This is a genomic window from Calyptranema fuscum S582, assembly GCF_055793305.1.
In genome coordinates this window covers 22,647-41,227 of record NZ_JBSLYH010000005.1, presented here as the reverse complement: position 1 = coordinate 41,227, position 18,581 = coordinate 22,647, and the positions used below count along the sequence as shown (strand labels likewise).

Sequence of the window (18,581 nt, the reverse complement as noted above, 5' to 3'; positions counted from 1 at the left end):
ATATGACTTGGGGCAAACTTCTGCAACCGGACTTAATCTTGGGGAATTCGATTCTAAGTTTGACCCCAGAGCTACTCAAAACAAATGACTTGCAAGGTCTGGTATTAGATGTAGATGAGACGCTGGTGCCGACGAGTATGGCAGATACCTCCGAGGAATTACACCAGTGGGTAACAACTGTTCGAGCGGATGTATCGCTGTGGCTGGTCAGTAATAATTTGAGTCAACCGCGTATCAGTCGAATTGCCCACGCTCTCGATTTGCCTTACATCTTAGGAGCCAGAAAACCATCGAGACGGAAGCTTAGGCAAGCAGTAGAGGCTATGAATTTGCCCGTTCGACAAGTGGCAATGGTGGGCGATCGCCTTTTTACCGATGTGTTGGCGGGGAACCGACTGGGAATGTTTACCATTCTGGTCGAGCCGATGATTGATCCGGCGAAAGAAGCCCGCCAGTATTTTGTCAGAGATTTCGAAGTATGGGTCTCCCAACAACTGGGCGCAACCCTCAACCATAAAGGCAGTTCCAAATCATAATCACTTGGGCTATACAATTTGGCGTGAGTGCCGCGTTTGCGTGGCACTCACACAACAACATGTCCTTAACGCCATTAGAGAATTGCTGTGGCAACCACAGAGTGGTTTGGACAGGAGCGCGGGGGCTGTGCTCCCGGACCTGTTCCAATTAACCCTTCCATGGCTGGATAAGTGGTAATTAGATTCAGTCCGATGTTGTGGGGCGCGGAGCGTCTCACACATCGGTTCTGCACTGAACGAACTTGTACACCACTTTAAAATCTAAGTAATACCAATTTTTTATGAAGATGCGCTAAACCCATGACCCCCTGTAGTCTCCCTTGCCAAGGGGGACGGCGACAGCCGGGGGTAAATCGGCGCAGCCTCATATAAAAACGGTATAAGGCAAATGATTTAGATCTGCGTCAAGTTGGGGGCAAGAAATGGGTTGAAACATGGTGCGGAGCCAATCATTAATCCATCATCATTCTGCGTCTAAACAAATAGCGCTATCAGTAGAAACTACTATTTTTTGCAGAGATTTTTTTGGTGGATCTTCTAAAAATGGCAATTTTTCTCTAAAATCATTATTTTTACGGTGAATCTACTAGTATTAGTTCATTTTCACTTCCTTAGATTGCAAAGCTAGGCGTTTTTACGGTTAAGCGCAACTGTACTCCCGTAGTAAAAATTGTGAAGTCTTTCTAAAGATTGGGAACTGATCTGGTTTTTTACCCCCCTTGAGGAGATCTAAAAGCATGGCAAATCAGCAACATCTCATCCTGCTGGAGCAAGGCGTGGAGAGATGGAACCGATGGCGCTTAGAAGGCTATGTAGAACCCGATCTAAGTGATACCAACTTAAGCCATAGAAATTTCGCTGAAGCAGAATTCACCAGAGCCAATTTTCGTCGAACCGATTTAAGTAGTGCCGATCTCAGCCGAGCCAGACTGATCGAAGCCAACCTCACTACATCAAACTTAAGTCGCGCGAATCTTATTGCTGCAAATTTAATTGGTGCCAATCTGAGCAAAGTCGATTTAGCAGAAGCAGACCTCACCCGAGCCAACCTGATTGAAGCGAACCTCAGCGGAGCTAACCTGTATGGCGTCAGTCTGAAAGCCGCTAACTTGTGCAGAGCAAACTTGATGGGGGCAAATCTGACGGAGGCAAACTTGAGTGTTGCAGATTTGAGTGGTGCCAACCTCAGCCGTGCAGATCTGATCGAAGCCAAACTTCAAGGTGCCAATCTCATTGGTGCCAACCTCAGTCGGGCTGATTTTATCGAAGCAGTGTTTAGCGGTGGTAATTTGAGTGGTGCCAATCTCAGTGGTGCCAATCTCAATCGAGCCGATTTTCATCAGGCAGACTTAAGCGAAGCCAACTTTAGTTGTGCCAACTTGAGTCGAGCCGATTTTGTAGAAGCCGATCTCAGTAGTGCCAATTTCAGCGGGGCTAATCTCAGTCGGGCAGAGTTAAGCGGTGCCGACTTAAGCCGAGCCAATCTGAGCGGGGCTAATTTGCGAGGCACGATTTTAAACGGAACAAATTTATGCCGCGCCAATTTAACCGGGACAAACCTCAGCGGAGCTGACTTACGGGATGCCAACTTAGAAGGAGTGAACTTAGAAGGGGCGGATTTAGACGGAGCGATTATGCCAAATTGATCGGTTTGTTTGGATGTTGCCTGTAATTCTTTTTGAGAGAGCGGCGGCGGAGCCACCGCTCTCTCAAAAAGAATCGGGTTTTATTCAATCCACGATCCTTAGTCAACGACGGCTACGATCCGAGGACGGTTGATCAGATCTTCAACGGCATTCAGGACTTCTCGTCTTGCCCACTGATCTGCCTCTAGAATGTCTTCCAGGGTTGGATCAGAGCAGTTATGGGGATGATGGCGATCGCACACCGTTTCGATTAACCGAGGAATATCGAGAAAGCCGATTTTTTCTTGCAAAAATAATTCTACGGTTTGTTCATTGGCAGCATTCAACACCGCTGGCATCGAACCACCGGCTCGTCCAGCCGCATACGCCAATTGCATACAGGGATATTTGTCATGATCGGGAGCGCGGAAGGTTAGATCTCCCGATTTAACCAGATCAAGTCGGTTCCACGTCGTCGCAATACGCTCTGGATACGATAGCGCATAGAGCAAGGGCAGTCGCATATCGGGCCAGCCCAACTGTGCCAATACGGATGTGTCTTGCAATTCGATTAAAGAATGGATGATGCTCTGGGGATGGATGACAATCTCAATATCGTCGTAGTCTACGCCAAATAAATAATGGGCTTCGATCACCTCTAAGCCTTTGTTCATCAGCGTGGCAGAGTCGATCGTAATCTTTTGCCCCATTGACCAGTTGGGATGCTTAAGCGCATCCGCCACTTTCACCGTTGCTAACTTTTCCACAGGAAGGTCACGAAATGCACCCCCAGAAGCGGTCAAAATAATGCGGCGCAAGCCTCCGGGCGGAACCCCCTGAAGACACTGGAAAATCGCGGAATGTTCGGAATCAGCGGGTAATAACTTGACCCCATGCTTTTGGATCAGGGGCAACACAACGGGACCCCCAGCAATCAGGGTTTCTTTGTTGGCTAATGCAATATCTTTGCCTGCTTGAATCGCTGCAATGGTTGGCAGCAACCCGGCGCACCCGACAATTCCTGTGACAACGGCTTCTGCATCGCCATAGCGAGCCACTTCAACCACACCCTCTTCACCCGCAACCAGGATGGGCTGAACGTCTAGATCGGCGATCGCTGATTTTAGCGAGGGCAACTGATCTGCATCGCAAATCGCAGCAATCTGTGGACGAAACTGACGAATCTGATCCGCCAACATCTCTACATTTCGCCGTGCGGCTAACCCAACAATACGAAATTGATCGGGATGGTGGGTGACAATGTCGAGGGTTTGGGTTCCGATGGAACCTGTGGAGCCAAGCAGGGTAATCGCTTTCACAATTGCTTAAGAATTAGCTGAACTTCCACTACTATATGATGCCGGGGAACTGTTATTCACCCGCATACGTAAAGTTTTGAGCGATCTCCTGGGCAGGGCGCGTGGCAATTACCGTTTGATCAGACCGATGCGATCGGGAGGCCAAAAGCGAAACATTGCCCGCCCAATAATTTTCTGTTTGGGCAGAGGACCCCAGACATGGGAGTCATTGCTGTTATTGCGATTATCTCCCATGACAAAAAAGTTATCTTCCGGCAGCTGAATCGGCGTCATTTCGTAGGCAGGCGCTTCGGCAGTATAGTCTTCGGTCAGCGGTTGGTTATCGATCAGCACCTGCCCTGTTTGCACTTGCACTGTCTGCCCCGGTTTACCAATGATTCGTTTGATCAGGGCTTCATTTTTGTCAAACCCGAGATTTTGTAGAGCGGGCGGGGGATTGAAAACGACAATATCGCCCCGTTCGGGAGGATTGAACCAATAGGATACTTTTTCGACGACCAGGCGATCGCCAGTAAATAGGGTCGGCACCATCGAGTCTGAGGGAATGTAGCGAGGTTCTGCCACAAACAGACGAATGAAAATTGCCAGCGTCAGAGCGATCGCCAGAACTTGAATATTTTCACCTTGCGATCGCCAGAGCCGTTTAAGAAAGGATGGTTGTTCGCTGGGCAGATGGTTAGACTCCCCAGATTGCCTGGGTTCAGATTGCCTGGGTTCAGCAGCCATAGGTTCACAAGTCGTGCAGACGATTCCAACTCCGATTAGTTATTGTCCCACGGATTAAACGCTATCGAGAGTTGAGGGAATGGGGTTTAGGATTCTCACACAAATAACTTTTTTGGGAGAATGCGGCAGAGCCGCACTCTCCCAAAAAAGTTGTGGGTTTTAATTTTGTAGGCATCCTTAGAAGGCATAAAACTTTTCTGATCGTACCCTGTCAGGTCTGGCACCCATTGCCAACACGTGAGTTTGAATCTGTTCAACGCGATCGCCAACCCCACAAATATCAATCTCAAAGGATCCAAGATTCAAATGTTGGGCAGCTAGAACCGACTCCGGAGGGCAATCCAGAGCAGCAACATAGTGAAACGAATGCCATTTGTATTGCAGCGATCGCCAATAGTCGCCGTAGGGCAACTGGTCTGGGGTTTCTGGATTGGATTGGATGAGCCAAATAGGGCGATCGTAGCCAGACTCATACAACCAATCCATCTGGCTTTTTAAAGGAGCAATCCCAGAGCCTTCAGCAATATAAATTCGTGGTTGACGAGGCACTTCACTCAGGGTCATTAAGCCGTAAGGACCGCGTGCTGCGATCGTTTCACCCACAGGCAAATCTTGAATATACGACGAACTCCAGCCTACCCGCGAAACACAGAGTTCAATTTCAGGACAGCGTTGCGGTGAAGAGGCGATCGAGTAGATTTTGCTGAAGCTACGCCCCTGATGCTCAAACTTAGGCCAAAGCGATTGTCCGGGTAAAAACTGAAAATCTGGGCGATCGAGATGCAACCAAATTGATTTAATCGTCGGGGTCAGCCATTCTGATGCCAATACGGTCGCCAAACAATCCGTCGGTTGCGACGGACGCAACACTTCTAAACTTTGCATATCAACCCTTTACCTGTGTATCGCAGGTGGAAACAGGACAAATACAACAGGCGGGCATTCTGACTGATGAGGGAGAGGTGCTGTGGTTTGAAGTCTCAGGCTGGAGTGATGCAAGCCAAACCTAAACCTCAAACTTTCTCCTTCAATTACAGCTGCGGCACAGTGTCGGACTTTTTTAGCGTGGCGGGTTAGTGATGCTTTAATCTCAACCCACACCCAAAATCACCGAGCTTTCCCCAAACCGTCGGGTTTTGTTGCATACCCATTGGTGAATTTCCTGAAAAGTTCGCCGAGCAAACGGTTCAAAAAATCTACAGAGGGTTTACAACAGATCTAGATCTATCGTTTAGTTGACCAGATGGCGTTTTTCCTACAGAAAAGCTCTATCAGCCCAATTAAAGTGTAGCCAGACTCAAACCCACAGTTCTCCTTAGGCTGTTCCCCTAAAGCAACCTGACGTTGTAGATTTGCATTGTAAGCCGAAAGCTGTCAAATTAAGTGTTTCTGCTAGAATTCGGTAGCTAGAATTTACAATGAATTGAGCTGCAATTCTCTTTTTGCAAAACATGAACTGGAACATTGGGACTTATCCTTTTGCTTCCGTCAACCCATAATTGAGCGTACGTAAGTTTTTAATTAGAATGCACTATGAGTAAGCCAGAGACCTGGTATATCGTGAAAAAGAGTGATGGACATTGTGAAATTTTGGCGCATCCTCCCCATGGTACCGATCAGTCTATTACCGAGAAATGGGGTCCTTTTGTCTCTGAAGCAGAAGCGATCGCCCGTCGAGTAGGGCTAATTCGTGCAGGCAAATGTCAACCGCAATAGCTTAAATCTACAAAGCCGTTAAGCGCTGAGCGCCTAACGGCTTTAACTATCGATACGAATCCAAATCATATATAGCAACCGTCGAGACGGTTAAATCAGGAGGTTGTGTGAGAACCCGCGTAGAGCGCGGATTCTCACACAACCTTTGTCCTAATCAACCATTCACTTGCCATATAGCGATCCTATTTGATTTGTGAACCTGAGCAGTTGTGAAAGCGCCCGCCCGAAGGGCAGGCGCTTTCACAACTGATTGAAGATTGCTATAGCAATTGAGAATTGCGATGATTTAGGCGCTTATTATTTTTGCTTGGAGAAACGCCCGTAGGTGGTGAAGGCAAGGATGATCATGGTGAACGAGAACAGCGTCGTCAACGTTCCCAATGCGTAGAGTGCCGGGGATGTGACATTGGTTGTCATGCCAAAGACCTCTAGCGGCAAGGTGTTGTCCTGTCCGGAGATCAATGAGGTGCGAATGAATTCGTCATACGACAGGGTAAAGCTGAGCAATCCGATCCCGATCAAGCTGGGCAGAATTAACGGAAAGACAATTTCCCAGAAAGTTTTGCCGTCACTCGCACCCAAGTCTCGTGCAGCTTCTTCATAGGCTGGGTTAAAGCGGTTGAACACGCCTAACATAATCAAAAAGGCAAACGGCACCGTCCAGGTGAGATGGGCACCTAAACCAGAGGAAAACCAGTTTGTATCAATTCCCATGACTTGAAACGTAATCCCAATACCCAGCGAAATCAGCACACCGGGCACAATTAAGCTGGAAATGGTGAGATAAAACACGGCATTGGCTCCGCGAAAGCGATTGCGGAACGCTAGACCCGCCATAACACTGACAATGACCGACAACAGCAAAACGACAATACCCAAAATCAGCGATCGCTGGAATGACTCAACAAAACTGCCGACCCGCTGTTCCTGGAACACTTGCCCCAACCAGTAGAAGCTAAAGCCTCGCATCGGAAATGTCAGTGTGCCATCGGGACCTTGCAACGACAGCATAAAGATCGCAAACATGGGACCGTAGAGGAACAAGACAAACAGCCCAAAGAAAGCGGCTAAGAAGTAGAAAGAGAGAGGACGTTTCTTCATAGCTCTACAGTTGTTTCCGAATATCGACGACGCGCAAAATTGCCATGACCAAAATCAAGGTGACAATGAGTAAAATCACCGCATTGGCGGCTGCCAGAGGATATTGCAAACTACCAATTTGGGTGCTAATCAGTTTGCCAACCGAAGCTGCTTGCCCACCGCCCATAAGCCGAACGGTGACATATTCACCCATCGACAAGGTGACCACAAAGATAGAGCCGATGGCAATACCAGGAGCTGCTAACGGTAAGATAATTTCTTTCAACACCTGGAACCCAGACGCACCCATGTCTTGAGCTGCAACAATCAAGTTGCGATCGATCCGCATCAAGCTATTAAAAACGGGTGCAATCATAAAGAAGTTGTAGAGATGCACCATCCCCAAAACAATGGCAAAGTCAGAATACAAAAACCATTCCACGGGTTGCTGCACAATGCCGAGGGAGATCAAAAAGTTATTGATCAATCCTTCTTTGCCTAAAACAGGAATCCAGGAAATCATGCGAATGATGTTGGATGTCCAGAAGGGCACGGTACACACAAGAAATAGAACAATCTGAATACTTTGTTGTTCAATATAAAACGCGAGAAAGTAAGAAATCGGAAAGGCGATCGCCAAACAGAAAACCCAGACTAATCCAACGTATTTAAAAGTATTCAGATAGGTCTTTAACGACACATCTGACGTAAAAATGTTAATGTAATTATCCAGCGAGAAGGCTGGAACCATCGAATAGCCAGTGAACTGCCAAAAGCTGACAATAAAAATCATCAGAATTGGGAACACCAAAAACATCAGAAAAACGAATGTTTGGGGTGTGACCAGGGCATAGGGTTGAAAAACTTTCCAGGTTCTAGACATTTGTCTTCCACCGTAAATCGCATACTCTCAAAAAACCTTGAGAACCTATCCCAAAAGAAGTAGGTCATCCTAACTCAACATCAACCTTATAAAACTCTGTGCTTCCTGCGGCGTGGGTAGGACAAAGTTGTAGATCGCGTTTTTAACTATAGCGAGGTTCGTCATCAAAAGTGCTGATTGTTTGCACCTTCCAGGTGCAAACAATCAATGTTTCAGATAGGCTTTTAGGATCGTGGATTCATTACCTTGTAAATGTTTCTGGGAAAGCGACGGCAGAGCCGTCGCTCTCTCAAAAAGATTTAGGTTTCATTAAATCTACGATGCTGAGGGGTATTGCATTGCCCCATGAGCTTAATTACGACGCAATGAATTCATTCCACTTCTGAACCAGATATACTTGCTCATCCATGGTCGAGTTCCATACCACCACATTTCCCATCCGTTCTGTAAAGGAACCACCGTCACGGACGGCACCTTTGGGTTCGAGCTTCTTGCCAAACGGGTCAATCATGTCTTCCGCAGCAGGCTTGCCTTCATACCAAAAATCCCACTCTGCCGGAGACATAAACTTCTTCGCATTCTCAGGGATAGCACTGTAATATCCCTGGCGACCTAAGAAGGCACCCACCCAACCATCGAGAATCCAGTTGATATATTCATACGCCGCATCTAAGGCAACACCCGAAAGGTTCTTCGAGAAGCCAATGCCACCTCCCCAGGCACGATAGCCTTCTTTCAACGGTGCATAAACACACTGAATGCCTTTGGCTTTAACGGCTGTAACCGCAGGCGACCACATCGACTGCAACACCACTTCACCCGATGCCATCAAGTTGACGGATTCATCAAAGGTTTTCCAGAAGGCGCGGAATTGTCCGTTGGCTTTCTGCTCTTTCAAAATGTCAGTGATCTTGTCGATTTCTGCTTTCGTCATGTTGCCTTTGTCGCCAAAGGTCATTAACCCAGCAGATTCGGCGACCATGGCGGCATCCATGATGCCAATCGAAGGGATATCAAGAATGGACGTCTTGCCTTTGAATTCTGGGTTAAACAATTCTGCCCAGCTGGTAATCTCGCGACCTACTAGGTCAGGACGATAGCCCAGAGTATCAGCGTTGTACTGGAACGGAATTAAAGTTGCCCAGCCAGTGGCTTCGGAAGCGAACTCAGAAGAAGTTTGCTCTTTGAGATACATCACCTTGTAAGGATAAGTCCCTTGAGCTTTTTCAACGGGCAAGCCATCAAACTTGTTTTGGGTAAAGATGGTGACGATCTTGTCGAAGTCTTTGATCTTGCTAACATCTACCCCTTGCAAGTTGCCCGAGGGTACAACCAGCGGCAAGCTGAAGTATTCTCCATCAAAAATGTCGTATTGGTTGGGTTGGGTGATGGCAATCTGGTTATTTTCTTCAGTACTGAGGGCGCGCATTTCCAGCTTGAACCCCAGGTCTTCCTGCGCTTTATCGCGAATTTCGTTGATCTGAGAAACGCCTGTTCCGATCAGGCGCAAGGTCACATCTTTAATCTGGTTGGTGTTAACTTCAGGACCCTGAGCGGGATTGTTGGGTGTTCCAGATGGTGCATCGGTTTGGCGAGCGCATTGCGTTGCTGCCAATGCAGCTCCTGCGGCTAGTCCAGTTCTAATTACTTGGCGACGAGTCAATTTAGTCATAGTGTTTCAAGTTGTACGACAACAATTTCTTTAAAGGCGATCGCGCTCAGGATAATACGGAAAGGAAAGAGAGAACCCCTGCTCAAGTCCTTGTTCGATCCCTCCCGTGCGATTAAGCGTGATTAAGACATGCGATTGAGTGTGATGAAGTGCGATCGCCGTTGTTAAACCCAGTTGATTGAGGAAGATAAACGTTTCCATAGAAATTTCAGCTTTCCCAATCAGAAATGGCTTAATACGGCAGAAAGATGCAATCATCTGCCGACCAACGGAGCGTGACAAGTTGCCCTTCCTGGAAAGGACTGGTGAACCAGTCTGCGGTGCGAGCTTTATAGAGCAGTTCTTGACCATCGGCTTCTGTCATCAGAGACACACGGGTGACATACCCTGTCATTTCAATTGCTGTAATCCTTGCGGAAACAGCATTGGGGTAGGGCGATGGCTCTGATGCATGAGCAGTGTGAGGTTCCAGACGGAGCAGATCCGGGCGAACAGAACAAGCGGCTTCTGTCCCCGGAGGGGTAGCATGACCCCGGCAAAATAGCGAACCAAGCTTGTTGGTCTGGAGTTCAATCAAATCTCCTTTGGGATCAGAGACCGAATTGACAACCTTACCTGTAAAGATATTATTGTCTCCCATGAACCGAGCCACAAATTGTGAAGCTGGTGTGTTGAACAGTTCAGAGGGAGTAGCGATCTGGTCGATGTGACCGTGATCCATCACTACGATTTGGTCAGATAGGGAAAAGGCTTCTTCGACATGATGCGTTACTTGAATAAACGTCATGCCAAACTGCTGCTGAATTTTGCGCAACTCACTCCGCATCCGAACGCGCAGATTTTCGTCTAAGGCACTCAGAGGTTCATCGAGCATCAACACTTGCGGACGAGTCACCAGTGCTCTGGCCAGGGCAATCCGTTGTTGTTGCCCTCCTGAGAGTTGAGTTGGTTTGCGATCGGCAGTATGGCTCAACCCAACCAGTTCCAACATATCCCCTACTCTGGTGCGCCGTTCGTTGATGGGAACATTGCGCATTTTCAACCCAAACTCAACATTTTGCCAAATACTTTTGTGAGGGAAAAGAGCATAACTCTGAAACATCATGGATGTATTGCGTTTGGCGGCTGGCAAATGGGTAACTTTGCGATCGCCAATCAACACCTCACCACTGGTCACATCTTCATGCCCTGCAATCATCCGCAAGGTTGTCGTTTTACCGCAACCACTAGGCCCTAAAAGACAACAATAGGTGCCTGCTGGAATATCCAACGAAACATTCTCAACAGCGACGACTGGTCCATATTTTTTAGTCACTGCCCTTAAGGAAACACCAGCCGCCACATTGGCAAGTTCATGCTGGATATCTGGATGAGTCTGCAAAAACTTTTGACTTTCAGCAACCATGACTTTCCCTGTCCTAATTGAGCGGAGAGATAGAGGTGAGTAGAAGAGTAGAGGATTTTGCTAAAGTTCCCACATATAAGTAGTCAAGATTGTAATCATTTACGCAAAAGAAATGACAACAAGTATACGAGTTGCAAGACTTCCCAATGTTTTTTAAGGATCGTAGTTTTAATCAAACCGAAAACTTATGGTTTGAAGCGCAGCGACACCACACTCCAAAACATAAACACCTGAGCTTTACTAAATTCGTAATCCTGAAGGATAAATATCGATCCTTATGTATACTGTATACAAGTATTAGTAGAGCATTAATGTATCTCTTGTTACGTTTTTTTTGATTTTGGTAGAGACTTGGAGCGTCGTGGAGTGGCATTGGCTATAGCTTGTGACGTGGGGGCTAAGAGGAGATCAAACCCATCCCTTTGATAGGGCACTAACCAATCCATATGTCAGCAAATATTCCCGCCAATTTCCAAGTAAATAAGAAAAGTTGGCAAAGCTAGCCTATTTGTAGTTGTCATTTTTGGGAAGACTTGGTTAATCTAATGAAGAAAAATAGTGAAATTGCTAATCTTTTGCTAAATTAGCTACTCAAGTTTTCAGTGAAGATGCAGGAATTTTCAGATACCTATTTTTGCAAAAGCTTGTGGAATAAGCTCTGTAGCTGAATAAAGTAACTGTAGAGTTCTGTATAAGAATTAACATCAGGATGCATTGACTACGCAAAGAGAGCGATCGCGCTCCAGGTTTGTCAGGTTCTCCGGATCTCAAACGAGCCGAGGAGAATACCTTTAAATCGACACTCAATTCTCACCAGTGATGGGTTTATCAATGGAAGTAAGAATTAAGAAGCTGCATCCGACCGCAAAATTAACAGTGCATGAGTATGGTTCCGGCGTAGATCTGTTTGCTCACTTAGATAGTCCGGTGTTGCTCTGTCCGGGGATGCGAAAGCTGATTCCGACGGGCATCCAAATCCAGCTGATGGCTGGAACTGAGGCACATCTCCGTCCGAAAAGAAGTATGGCAATTGACTTTGGTGTGACGATTTTGGATGCACCCCAGATCATTCGCGAGGGTGAGAATGAGGAGATTCACATCTTGCTCATCAATCTAGGTGAACATGGCTTTTCAGTAAAACCTGGGATGGCGATCGCTCAAATGGCGATCGCTCCTGTTTATAGACCTGAAATTTGTTTTCTTGAAGACGCTGAAGAGTTGCTGCAAGATGAAGTGTTTGGAACCTTGAGAGAGATTGTCCATCCGGTCAATGGGCATAAAATGGGTGCTTTAACGGTCAGTTGAACGCGGCACTTGTGTTGAAGGCAATGCCTTCAACACAAGGTGTTAGACCTAAATCCCGTGACTCTTGCCGATCACCCAATGACGGCGAAAAAACCGGGACAATCGAGATTCTTCTAACGACAAACAAATAGGACGACCATGGGGGCAGGTATGCGGATTGGCGGTTTGCTGCCATTGGTCGAGCAAGGTTTGCATATCCTGAAGTGACAGCGATGTGCCGTTCCGAATGGCAGTGCGGCAAGCGATCGCCACCAATGCGGCGTCTAGATCGCCACCCAAACTGAGTTCTAGCAATGCATCCGCCTGATCAGATCGTTCTAGGAGCGGTTGCGGAACCGAACGAATTGCCCAGACTTCATCGCCAAATAATTCCACCTGTAATCCCAGTCGCTGAAGTTGTTCGACTTGCTTGTGCGACAGTAAATTCAATAGTAACGGCGATACCAGTGGCACAATTTGCCAGCGATCGCGCAACTGTTCATATAGCACTCGCTCATGGGCAATGTGTTGTTCCACCAACCAAACCCCTGTGGGATGCTCTGCCAGGATATACATATTGTGAACCTGAGCGATCGCTTTGACGGCAAGGTGTTGAGCTTTACGGGTTACAGGCGTAGTTGACGATGGATGATTGCCTGATCCCGACTCCCTCCCGTCCACTTGTGATTCTGGCAACATCCCTACAGGCGCATTTTGAACCCCATAGGTAGCCGTCGGCTCCGCCGTTTTCAGCACGTGTCCCAGTCGAGCAGAATAGGCAGAATGGGGCAATTCTGCTGGACTACACTGCAACGCCTGAGCGATCGCCTCCGTGACTTGAACTTGCCAATGATCTAGATCTTGCAAATAAATCTCCGTCTTGGCGGGATGACGGTTCCAGTCAATCTGTTCCGGTGGCAGAGTGAGATGGAGAAAACAAACCGGATGGCGATCGCGTGGCAACGTACGGCGAAACGCATTAAAAATCGTTTGCTCTAGTGCAGGCAATTGCACCACCCGACCATTCACCGCCACTTTTACCCAGTCAGGGCGATAGCGATGACAGCGATCGGGTAAGCCGATCAATACGTAGAGGGAGGTTGGGGAGGTAGAGGAGATAGGGGAGGGGAGGGAGGTAGAGGAGGAGAGGGAGGTAGGGGAGTTTTGAGCTTTTAGTTGTGTATGCCGATCCCCTGCATCTTCCCCATCTCCTCCATCTTCCCCATCTCCCTCATCCCCTTCATCTCCCTCATCCCCTTCATCTCCCCATCCCCCTAGCTCCTCAGCATCCCACCGCAAGACCAACTCCTGCACATCACTGGGCTGCACCTCTCGTAAACATTGAGGCAAGATTTGCTGAGCAGAACTGCCCGCCCAAATAGAAAACCAGGGGCGATCGCTTTGTTCGACCTGCCAGGTGACATGGGGATGGCACAGGGCAAAGTGTTGGATCAAAGTTTGGATCGTTTTAAGTTGTTGGGTGATGGGAGGTAAGCTTTGTCGGCGAGATATCCATTCGCTAAAGAGATTGCAGACGGTGATCACGGTGCCAGGGGCGATCGCCACCACTTCTTGCTCAACGGCATAGCCCTGACGGTCATAGCGCATCCACCAACCTTCGGTTTCACCCTGGGCACGGCTACAAATCTCCAGATCCGCTAGCTGGGCAAGGCTATGAAGGGCTTCACCACGAAACCCCAAACTGGTGATGCGATAGAGATCCTCTGTCTGATGAATTTTGCTCGTGCTATGAGAGGTCGCGGCTTGCTTCAGATCCGCATAGGCAATACCTCCGCCGTTATCGACCACCCGCACCTTCCACAACTCTGCCCAAAGGGAAATCGTAATGCGAGAGGCTCCGGCATCCAGGGCATTTTCCACCAACTCCCGGACGACAGCAGCGAAAGAGTCAATCACCTCTCCGGCAGCAATGAGATGCACCACCTCTGGTGGTAAGGATTGGATAGACATAGGGAGCAGAGAATCGCTAAAGGATGATGGCTAAATGTAGCCCCCTCGGAACAAAGTTTCTACTTTGTCAAACGATTTCAGAGGCTCTGTCTCTATTCTGGCGTAGCGATTACTCGATACGCACCTTCCCGTTGAGCCACTAAAACCTGGCTCAATTCCCCTCAGAACGGATCCACAACAAGATTAAAAATCACGAGTTAATTGTGAGAGAGCCGCGCTCCGCGCGGCTCTCTCACAACCACTTTTACTTCACGCCATTGAGAATTGCGATCGTCCCTCAGGCGTTAAGAATTTCATCATCAACCGAGAAGTCGATCGCCGTTTGCCCCCGACCCGATGCCAGATAGTCGTTCTGAAACGAGTCTTTTAAGCCCGACACGAGATCAAAGTTGGGGTTCCAATTCAACTCTGCGATCGCTTTGTGGACATCGGTAAAGAAGTGCTGCACCCGCATGGGGAAGGCTTTGCGTTTACCAAAGTCAAATTGTTTGGGGTCGTAATGGACGATTTTGAGACTATCGGCAGATTTTCCAGCGGCGATCGCACAGGCACGGGCTAAGCCATCAAAGGTCACAGCGCGATCGCCAGAGATGTTATAAATCTGCCCAACCGCTTTGGAGTTATCTAAAATAGCGACCATGGCGGCGGCGAGATCTTGCACATGTCCCATCTGGGTCAAATGCATGCCGTTACCGGGAATAGGGATAGGGCGATCGCGAACAATTCGGTCAAAAAACCAGGCTTCCAGATCGTTATAGTTTTGGGGTCCATAGATATAGACCGGACGCACGGAGGTAAAGGGAATACCAGACTCTGCCAGATACGCTTCGGTTTCAAACTTGCCTTTGTGGCGGCTTTTCGGATCGACGGCATCGCCTTCGACATGAGGCATCTGATCGGATTTTAGATACACTCCGGCAGAGCTGACATAGACAAAATGCTGTACCTGACCGGCGAACATCTCAACCAGGGGTTGGGTGTCGCTAAGTTCGCGGCCGTTATTATCGAAAATGGCATCAAAGGCTTCGCCTGATAGTTTGGCTTTGAGCTGCGCGGCATCTGTGCGATCGCCTTGAATCTGTTGTACACCTGCCACGGGTGCAGGTTTATTGCCCCGGTTAAACAGCACCACCTCATGTCCTTGTTTGACCAACTGCTTGGTCAGGTCTACCCCAATAAACCGGGTTCCCCCCATGATCAACACACGCATTTGCCACCGCCTCCATTACTGCCCGTCATCCACTGTCTATCTGAAGATGGTAAGCGCTACGCTCTCAGGTTAAAACGGGGTGCAGGGGTGGAACCCCTGCGTGGGGCATTGCCCCACACCCCAACGTCCTACCGTGAATACGTCAAGCTATATTGATTTTTTGAAACGCTTGCGACGCAAGCGTTTCAAAAAATCAATCTCATCTTTGAGATACCACAGACTTCTGGCTTATTGTACCGGAAAGCCCAGTCGTCTACAGGCGAATTTGACTGACCGAGATGTTTCCAGAAAAGCACACATCTACATCGGCACCGGGATCTCTTGCCCGTTGGCTATAGTCGCCGTTGTAGTGTAGTGAGTCTCCGTCGAGAGCATAGGCGACGGGTAACGGTTGGGTGCAAAGGGGACAAAAGATGATGGCTGGCTCGGGGTCTCCCGGTTGCAGGTGAGGCAGGTTGACGTTCCAGAAGCTTCCCGGCTCCAGGGGATGGTGTAACAATTTATCCAGCACCTGGGCAGCCAACCGACTTGCCAGTTGCCAGTCAATCGGGCGACGACGATGAATGTAGTGGGAAATCGCAATGCCAGGAACGCGATGAAATGCAGCTTCTCGAACCGCTGCAACGGTTCCGGAAATGTAGATATCGGCACCCAAATTGCCACCTGCATTAATTCCCGATAGCACAGCTTTGACGTCAGACCGCAGGTGCCTGAGAGCAATGCGGGTACAGTCTGCTGGTGTTCCAGCGATCGCAAATTCATCGGCTGAGCGTTGTTGAATCTGGATGGGGCGATGGGTTGTGACCTGGTGTCCACACCCCGAATGGTGGTCTTGGGGCGCAACAATAATACCCTCTCCGGCGATCGCCTGCCACAGAGCGCGAATGCCGGGTGCATCGATGCCATCATCATTCGTCAGAATCAATGTCATGGATATCCTTAAGTGCAGCGTCAGAACTGGAGGTTTCCTGGCAGGAAACCTCCAGATTCTCAACCATAGATAGAGCTGAAGATAAAGCTGAAACACTATTCATAGCAACCGAAGGGTTGGTTAGGACAGGGGTTCCATCCCTGCACCCCGTCCTGATTAACCACTCAATTGCTACATAGTGCTGTGCAGGTTGATTCAATACGGTGTTGTGGGGCGCGGAGCGCCCCACAACACCGTTTCTGTACTTAACGAACTTGCACACTGCTGTAGACGTTGATGTTTTGTGCCCTGCGGGCGTACGAAACATCAACTTTCTAGGCAAGTGCTTACTGATTCACCATTTGCAGAATTTCATCGGCAGCTCCAGACTCCTGGATACAAATGGCATAGAGCTGAACTGAATCTAGCTCTGGTGTAAGTGCCTGAGCTTCTTCTACCGACATTCCGGGTGCCGTACAAAAGTTTTCTACCACCTGAGCATATTCTTCAGGGTTGCCCAATAGGGTGCTGAGACGCGTGGAATCTTGCAACGCTGGGACAACTCGGCTAACCACTTCATTCGTCAGAAGAGTACTGGACACATCGGACTCAGCCGTTACCAACTGGCTTTGGATAACAGCGGACTCTACAGCTTGACGGAGCATTTCGCTGCCTTGAGGGTTCGATAAAAATGTAGCCAGCGCTTGTGGGTCAACCCGTGGGTTCGCCTCGACAACGGCACGAAACCCAACCAGACTGCTGGCAGCCAGAATATCGGATACCGTCGTCAGATAGTCTGAATACGCCACACCCGTCGCCACAGAGCCATCACCACATACCAGTTCACCTTGTGGGGCTGCTCCAGCTGCCAAATTCGCTCTTCCCTTTTCCCAACAAGCATTAACGATGGTTTGAATGTTAGGGGAAAACATTTGAGTGAGCCGTTGCAGTGACTCTGGCAACGTGGCTGGGGGAGCCGTGGGGCTGGGTTGGACAGAATCAGGAGCGGCGATCGCCACACGAGTCAAGAGCATCCCACCCAAAAGCTGAACGGCTCCCAGGCAGGTAATCGTAACGAACTGGATGACGGGCTTCTTCATGATGAACTCAATCGGGTTGACGTAAGGATAAACAGGAGTTTTGATTACCTATCTAGCACGGAAACACAAGAAGTGGGGCAAAAAAGGTGGCACCTTTTTTACCCCACTCGTCATCAAAGCCAAATTCCGAACGTTGCCAACATTAGATTTTGCGACATTACGATGTGGGACGGGTATGGGAGCTGCGCCCCCACGCAGGGGTGAACCCCCTGCACCCGATCGGAAAACTTTGAAGGGGGTCTACTAGCGGTCTGTCCATTAGAAATTGACAGTTAAAACGGGTGATGTGCCGCGCTTCGCGCGGCACATCACCCGTCAGAAAATCCTTGACAACGCATTAGCGGCGATCGCAAATCACTTGCCGCATCTTACGCATATTGGCAGGTAAATCCATTCGCATTGCCTCCTGGATCAAAATTGAAGGCACTGGGATGGTCGGGGTTGCCTGTACGGTATAAGTCAGCAGTGTGCCCTGTTCGCAGTCATTGAGCTTGAGGCTGGCTGAAAAATCTTTGAAATCTCCTTTTTCCATATGGAACTGGATTTGGTGCTCGACACTGCGTTGAACCGTTTCAAACACTTTCAGGTAGATTTCAACTTGGGCACTGAGCATGAAAAAAGCTTTGCGGGCAACCTGATAGAGGCGTTTGTAGCTGCGCTGTTGTCCATTCGCCGGAACGATAATTTCGCTGCGGATCATGTCAGGGAAATACTGTACCCAACAGGGATAATTTGTCAGTTGCTGCCAAACCTGCGATCGCTCCATAGGCAGGTACATCCAGGCTGTGACCGATCCGCCCCAATCTGAATACGATTGAGTCTGCGTCAAAATCTCTCCATTTAACAATTCTCGGATGCGCCCGTTCGAATCAGTATCGATTAACCAGGATGAATGATTCAATGCTGCGGAACTATTCATGCGGTGTTAGTCGCTCCTACGTAAACAATTGCACTGAAGGCAAGACAATACTGAGATCAAAACAGAATGAATAAAGCACCTACCAAGGTTCTACAGGGTGTTCGGTTAAAAAAACTGTCCCCCTAACACCCATTTACTATAAAGATTTCAATAAGTTTTACTAGATAGAATACCCTTTTGAGCCAGAGAGGATGACAACAAATCGTTGTAGGTCTCTGCTGCGGA

17 protein-coding genes are annotated in these 18,581 nt (G+C 48.6%); 4 read left to right on the top strand and 13 right to left on the bottom strand.

All coding sequences use genetic code 11. The features are described from left to right. Window positions 1-2 precede the first annotated feature (2 nt). Window positions 3-536: a YqeG family HAD IIIA-type phosphatase gene (locus ACR6Z4_RS05185; protein WP_479716168.1), complete on the top strand. Its 534-nt coding sequence runs from the start codon at window positions 3-5 to the stop codon at window positions 534-536. A 737-nt stretch (window positions 537-1,273) separates the two neighbouring features. Then, complete coding sequence (locus tag ACR6Z4_RS05180) at window positions 1,274-2,182, top strand: pentapeptide repeat-containing protein (RefSeq protein ID WP_479716167.1); 909 nt, start codon at window positions 1,274-1,276, stop codon at window positions 2,180-2,182. A 98-nt stretch (window positions 2,183-2,280) separates the two neighbouring features. Here the strand turns inward: ACR6Z4_RS05180 and dxr are convergent, their stop codons facing one another. The 3 genes from dxr to ACR6Z4_RS05165 all read right to left on the bottom strand — a co-directional run bounded on the left by dxr (window position 2,281) and on the right by ACR6Z4_RS05165 (window position 5,091). Continuing rightward, window positions 2,281-3,480, bottom strand: a complete 1,200-nt coding sequence (gene dxr / locus ACR6Z4_RS05175) for a 1-deoxy-D-xylulose-5-phosphate reductoisomerase (protein ID WP_479716166.1) — start codon at window positions 3,478-3,480, stop codon at window positions 2,281-2,283. Window positions 3,481-3,588: 108 nt separating this feature from the next. Further along, on the bottom strand, window positions 3,589-4,206 hold the full coding sequence (gene lepB, locus ACR6Z4_RS05170; RefSeq protein ID WP_479716165.1) for a signal peptidase I: 618 nt from the start codon (window positions 4,204-4,206) through the stop codon (window positions 3,589-3,591). Between the two features lie 177 nt (window positions 4,207-4,383). Beyond that, window positions 4,384-5,091, bottom strand: a complete 708-nt coding sequence (locus ACR6Z4_RS05165; protein ID WP_479716164.1) for an FAD-dependent oxidoreductase — start codon at window positions 5,089-5,091, stop codon at window positions 4,384-4,386. 648 nt (window positions 5,092-5,739) lie between these two features. Here ACR6Z4_RS05165 and ACR6Z4_RS05160 point away from each other — a divergent pair. Then, on the top strand, window positions 5,740-5,922 hold the full coding sequence (locus tag ACR6Z4_RS05160) for a DDE transposase family protein (protein WP_479716163.1): 183 nt from the start codon (window positions 5,740-5,742) through the stop codon (window positions 5,920-5,922). Between the two features lie 297 nt (window positions 5,923-6,219). Here ACR6Z4_RS05160 and ACR6Z4_RS05155 read toward each other — a convergent pair whose 3' ends face one another. The 5 genes from ACR6Z4_RS05155 to ACR6Z4_RS05135 form a co-directional block, all read right to left on the bottom strand. Then, entirely contained in the window at window positions 6,220-7,023 is an 804-nt protein-coding gene (locus ACR6Z4_RS05155) for an ABC transporter permease (protein WP_479716162.1), read from the bottom strand. 4 nt (window positions 7,024-7,027) lie between these two features. Beyond that, the gene (locus ACR6Z4_RS05150) at window positions 7,028-7,885 is read right to left on the bottom strand and encodes an ABC transporter permease (RefSeq protein ID WP_479716161.1); all 858 of its coding nucleotides are present in this window, start codon (window positions 7,883-7,885) and stop codon (window positions 7,028-7,030) included. A gap of 355 nt (window positions 7,886-8,240) precedes the next feature. Next, on the bottom strand, window positions 8,241-9,557 hold the full coding sequence (locus ACR6Z4_RS05145; RefSeq protein ID WP_479716160.1) for an ABC transporter substrate-binding protein: 1,317 nt from the start codon (window positions 9,555-9,557) through the stop codon (window positions 8,241-8,243). Between the two features lie 30 nt (window positions 9,558-9,587). Next, window positions 9,588-9,758, bottom strand: a complete 171-nt coding sequence (locus ACR6Z4_RS05140; protein WP_479716159.1) for a hypothetical protein — start codon at window positions 9,756-9,758, stop codon at window positions 9,588-9,590. Between the two features lie 31 nt (window positions 9,759-9,789). Further along, window positions 9,790-10,962, bottom strand: coding sequence for an ABC transporter ATP-binding protein (locus ACR6Z4_RS05135; RefSeq protein ID WP_479716158.1), 1,173 nt, complete (start codon window positions 10,960-10,962; stop codon window positions 9,790-9,792). Between the two features lie 831 nt (window positions 10,963-11,793). Between ACR6Z4_RS05135 and ACR6Z4_RS05130 the strand changes: the two genes are divergently transcribed. Next, window positions 11,794-12,267: a dUTP diphosphatase gene (locus tag ACR6Z4_RS05130; RefSeq protein ID WP_479716157.1), complete on the top strand. Its 474-nt coding sequence runs from the start codon at window positions 11,794-11,796 to the stop codon at window positions 12,265-12,267. A 48-nt stretch (window positions 12,268-12,315) separates the two neighbouring features. Here ACR6Z4_RS05130 and mutL read toward each other — a convergent pair whose 3' ends face one another. The 5 genes from mutL to ACR6Z4_RS05105 all read right to left on the bottom strand — a co-directional run bounded on the left by mutL (window position 12,316) and on the right by ACR6Z4_RS05105 (window position 18,356). Then, entirely contained in the window at window positions 12,316-14,217 is a 1,902-nt protein-coding gene (gene mutL, locus ACR6Z4_RS05125) for a DNA mismatch repair endonuclease MutL (RefSeq protein ID WP_479716156.1), read from the bottom strand. A 277-nt stretch (window positions 14,218-14,494) separates the two neighbouring features. Continuing rightward, entirely contained in the window at window positions 14,495-15,427 is a 933-nt protein-coding gene (locus ACR6Z4_RS05120; RefSeq protein WP_479716155.1) for an NAD-dependent epimerase/dehydratase family protein, read from the bottom strand. A 253-nt stretch (window positions 15,428-15,680) separates the two neighbouring features. Continuing rightward, the gene (gene surE, locus ACR6Z4_RS05115; protein ID WP_479716154.1) at window positions 15,681-16,358 is read right to left on the bottom strand and encodes a 5'/3'-nucleotidase SurE; all 678 of its coding nucleotides are present in this window, start codon (window positions 16,356-16,358) and stop codon (window positions 15,681-15,683) included. Window positions 16,359-16,684: 326 nt separating this feature from the next. After that, window positions 16,685-17,437, bottom strand: a complete 753-nt coding sequence (locus ACR6Z4_RS05110; protein WP_479716153.1) for a hypothetical protein — start codon at window positions 17,435-17,437, stop codon at window positions 16,685-16,687. Between the two features lie 337 nt (window positions 17,438-17,774). After that, window positions 17,775-18,356, bottom strand: coding sequence for an SRPBCC family protein (locus ACR6Z4_RS05105; protein WP_479716152.1), 582 nt, complete (start codon window positions 18,354-18,356; stop codon window positions 17,775-17,777). Window positions 18,357-18,581 lie beyond the last annotated feature (225 nt).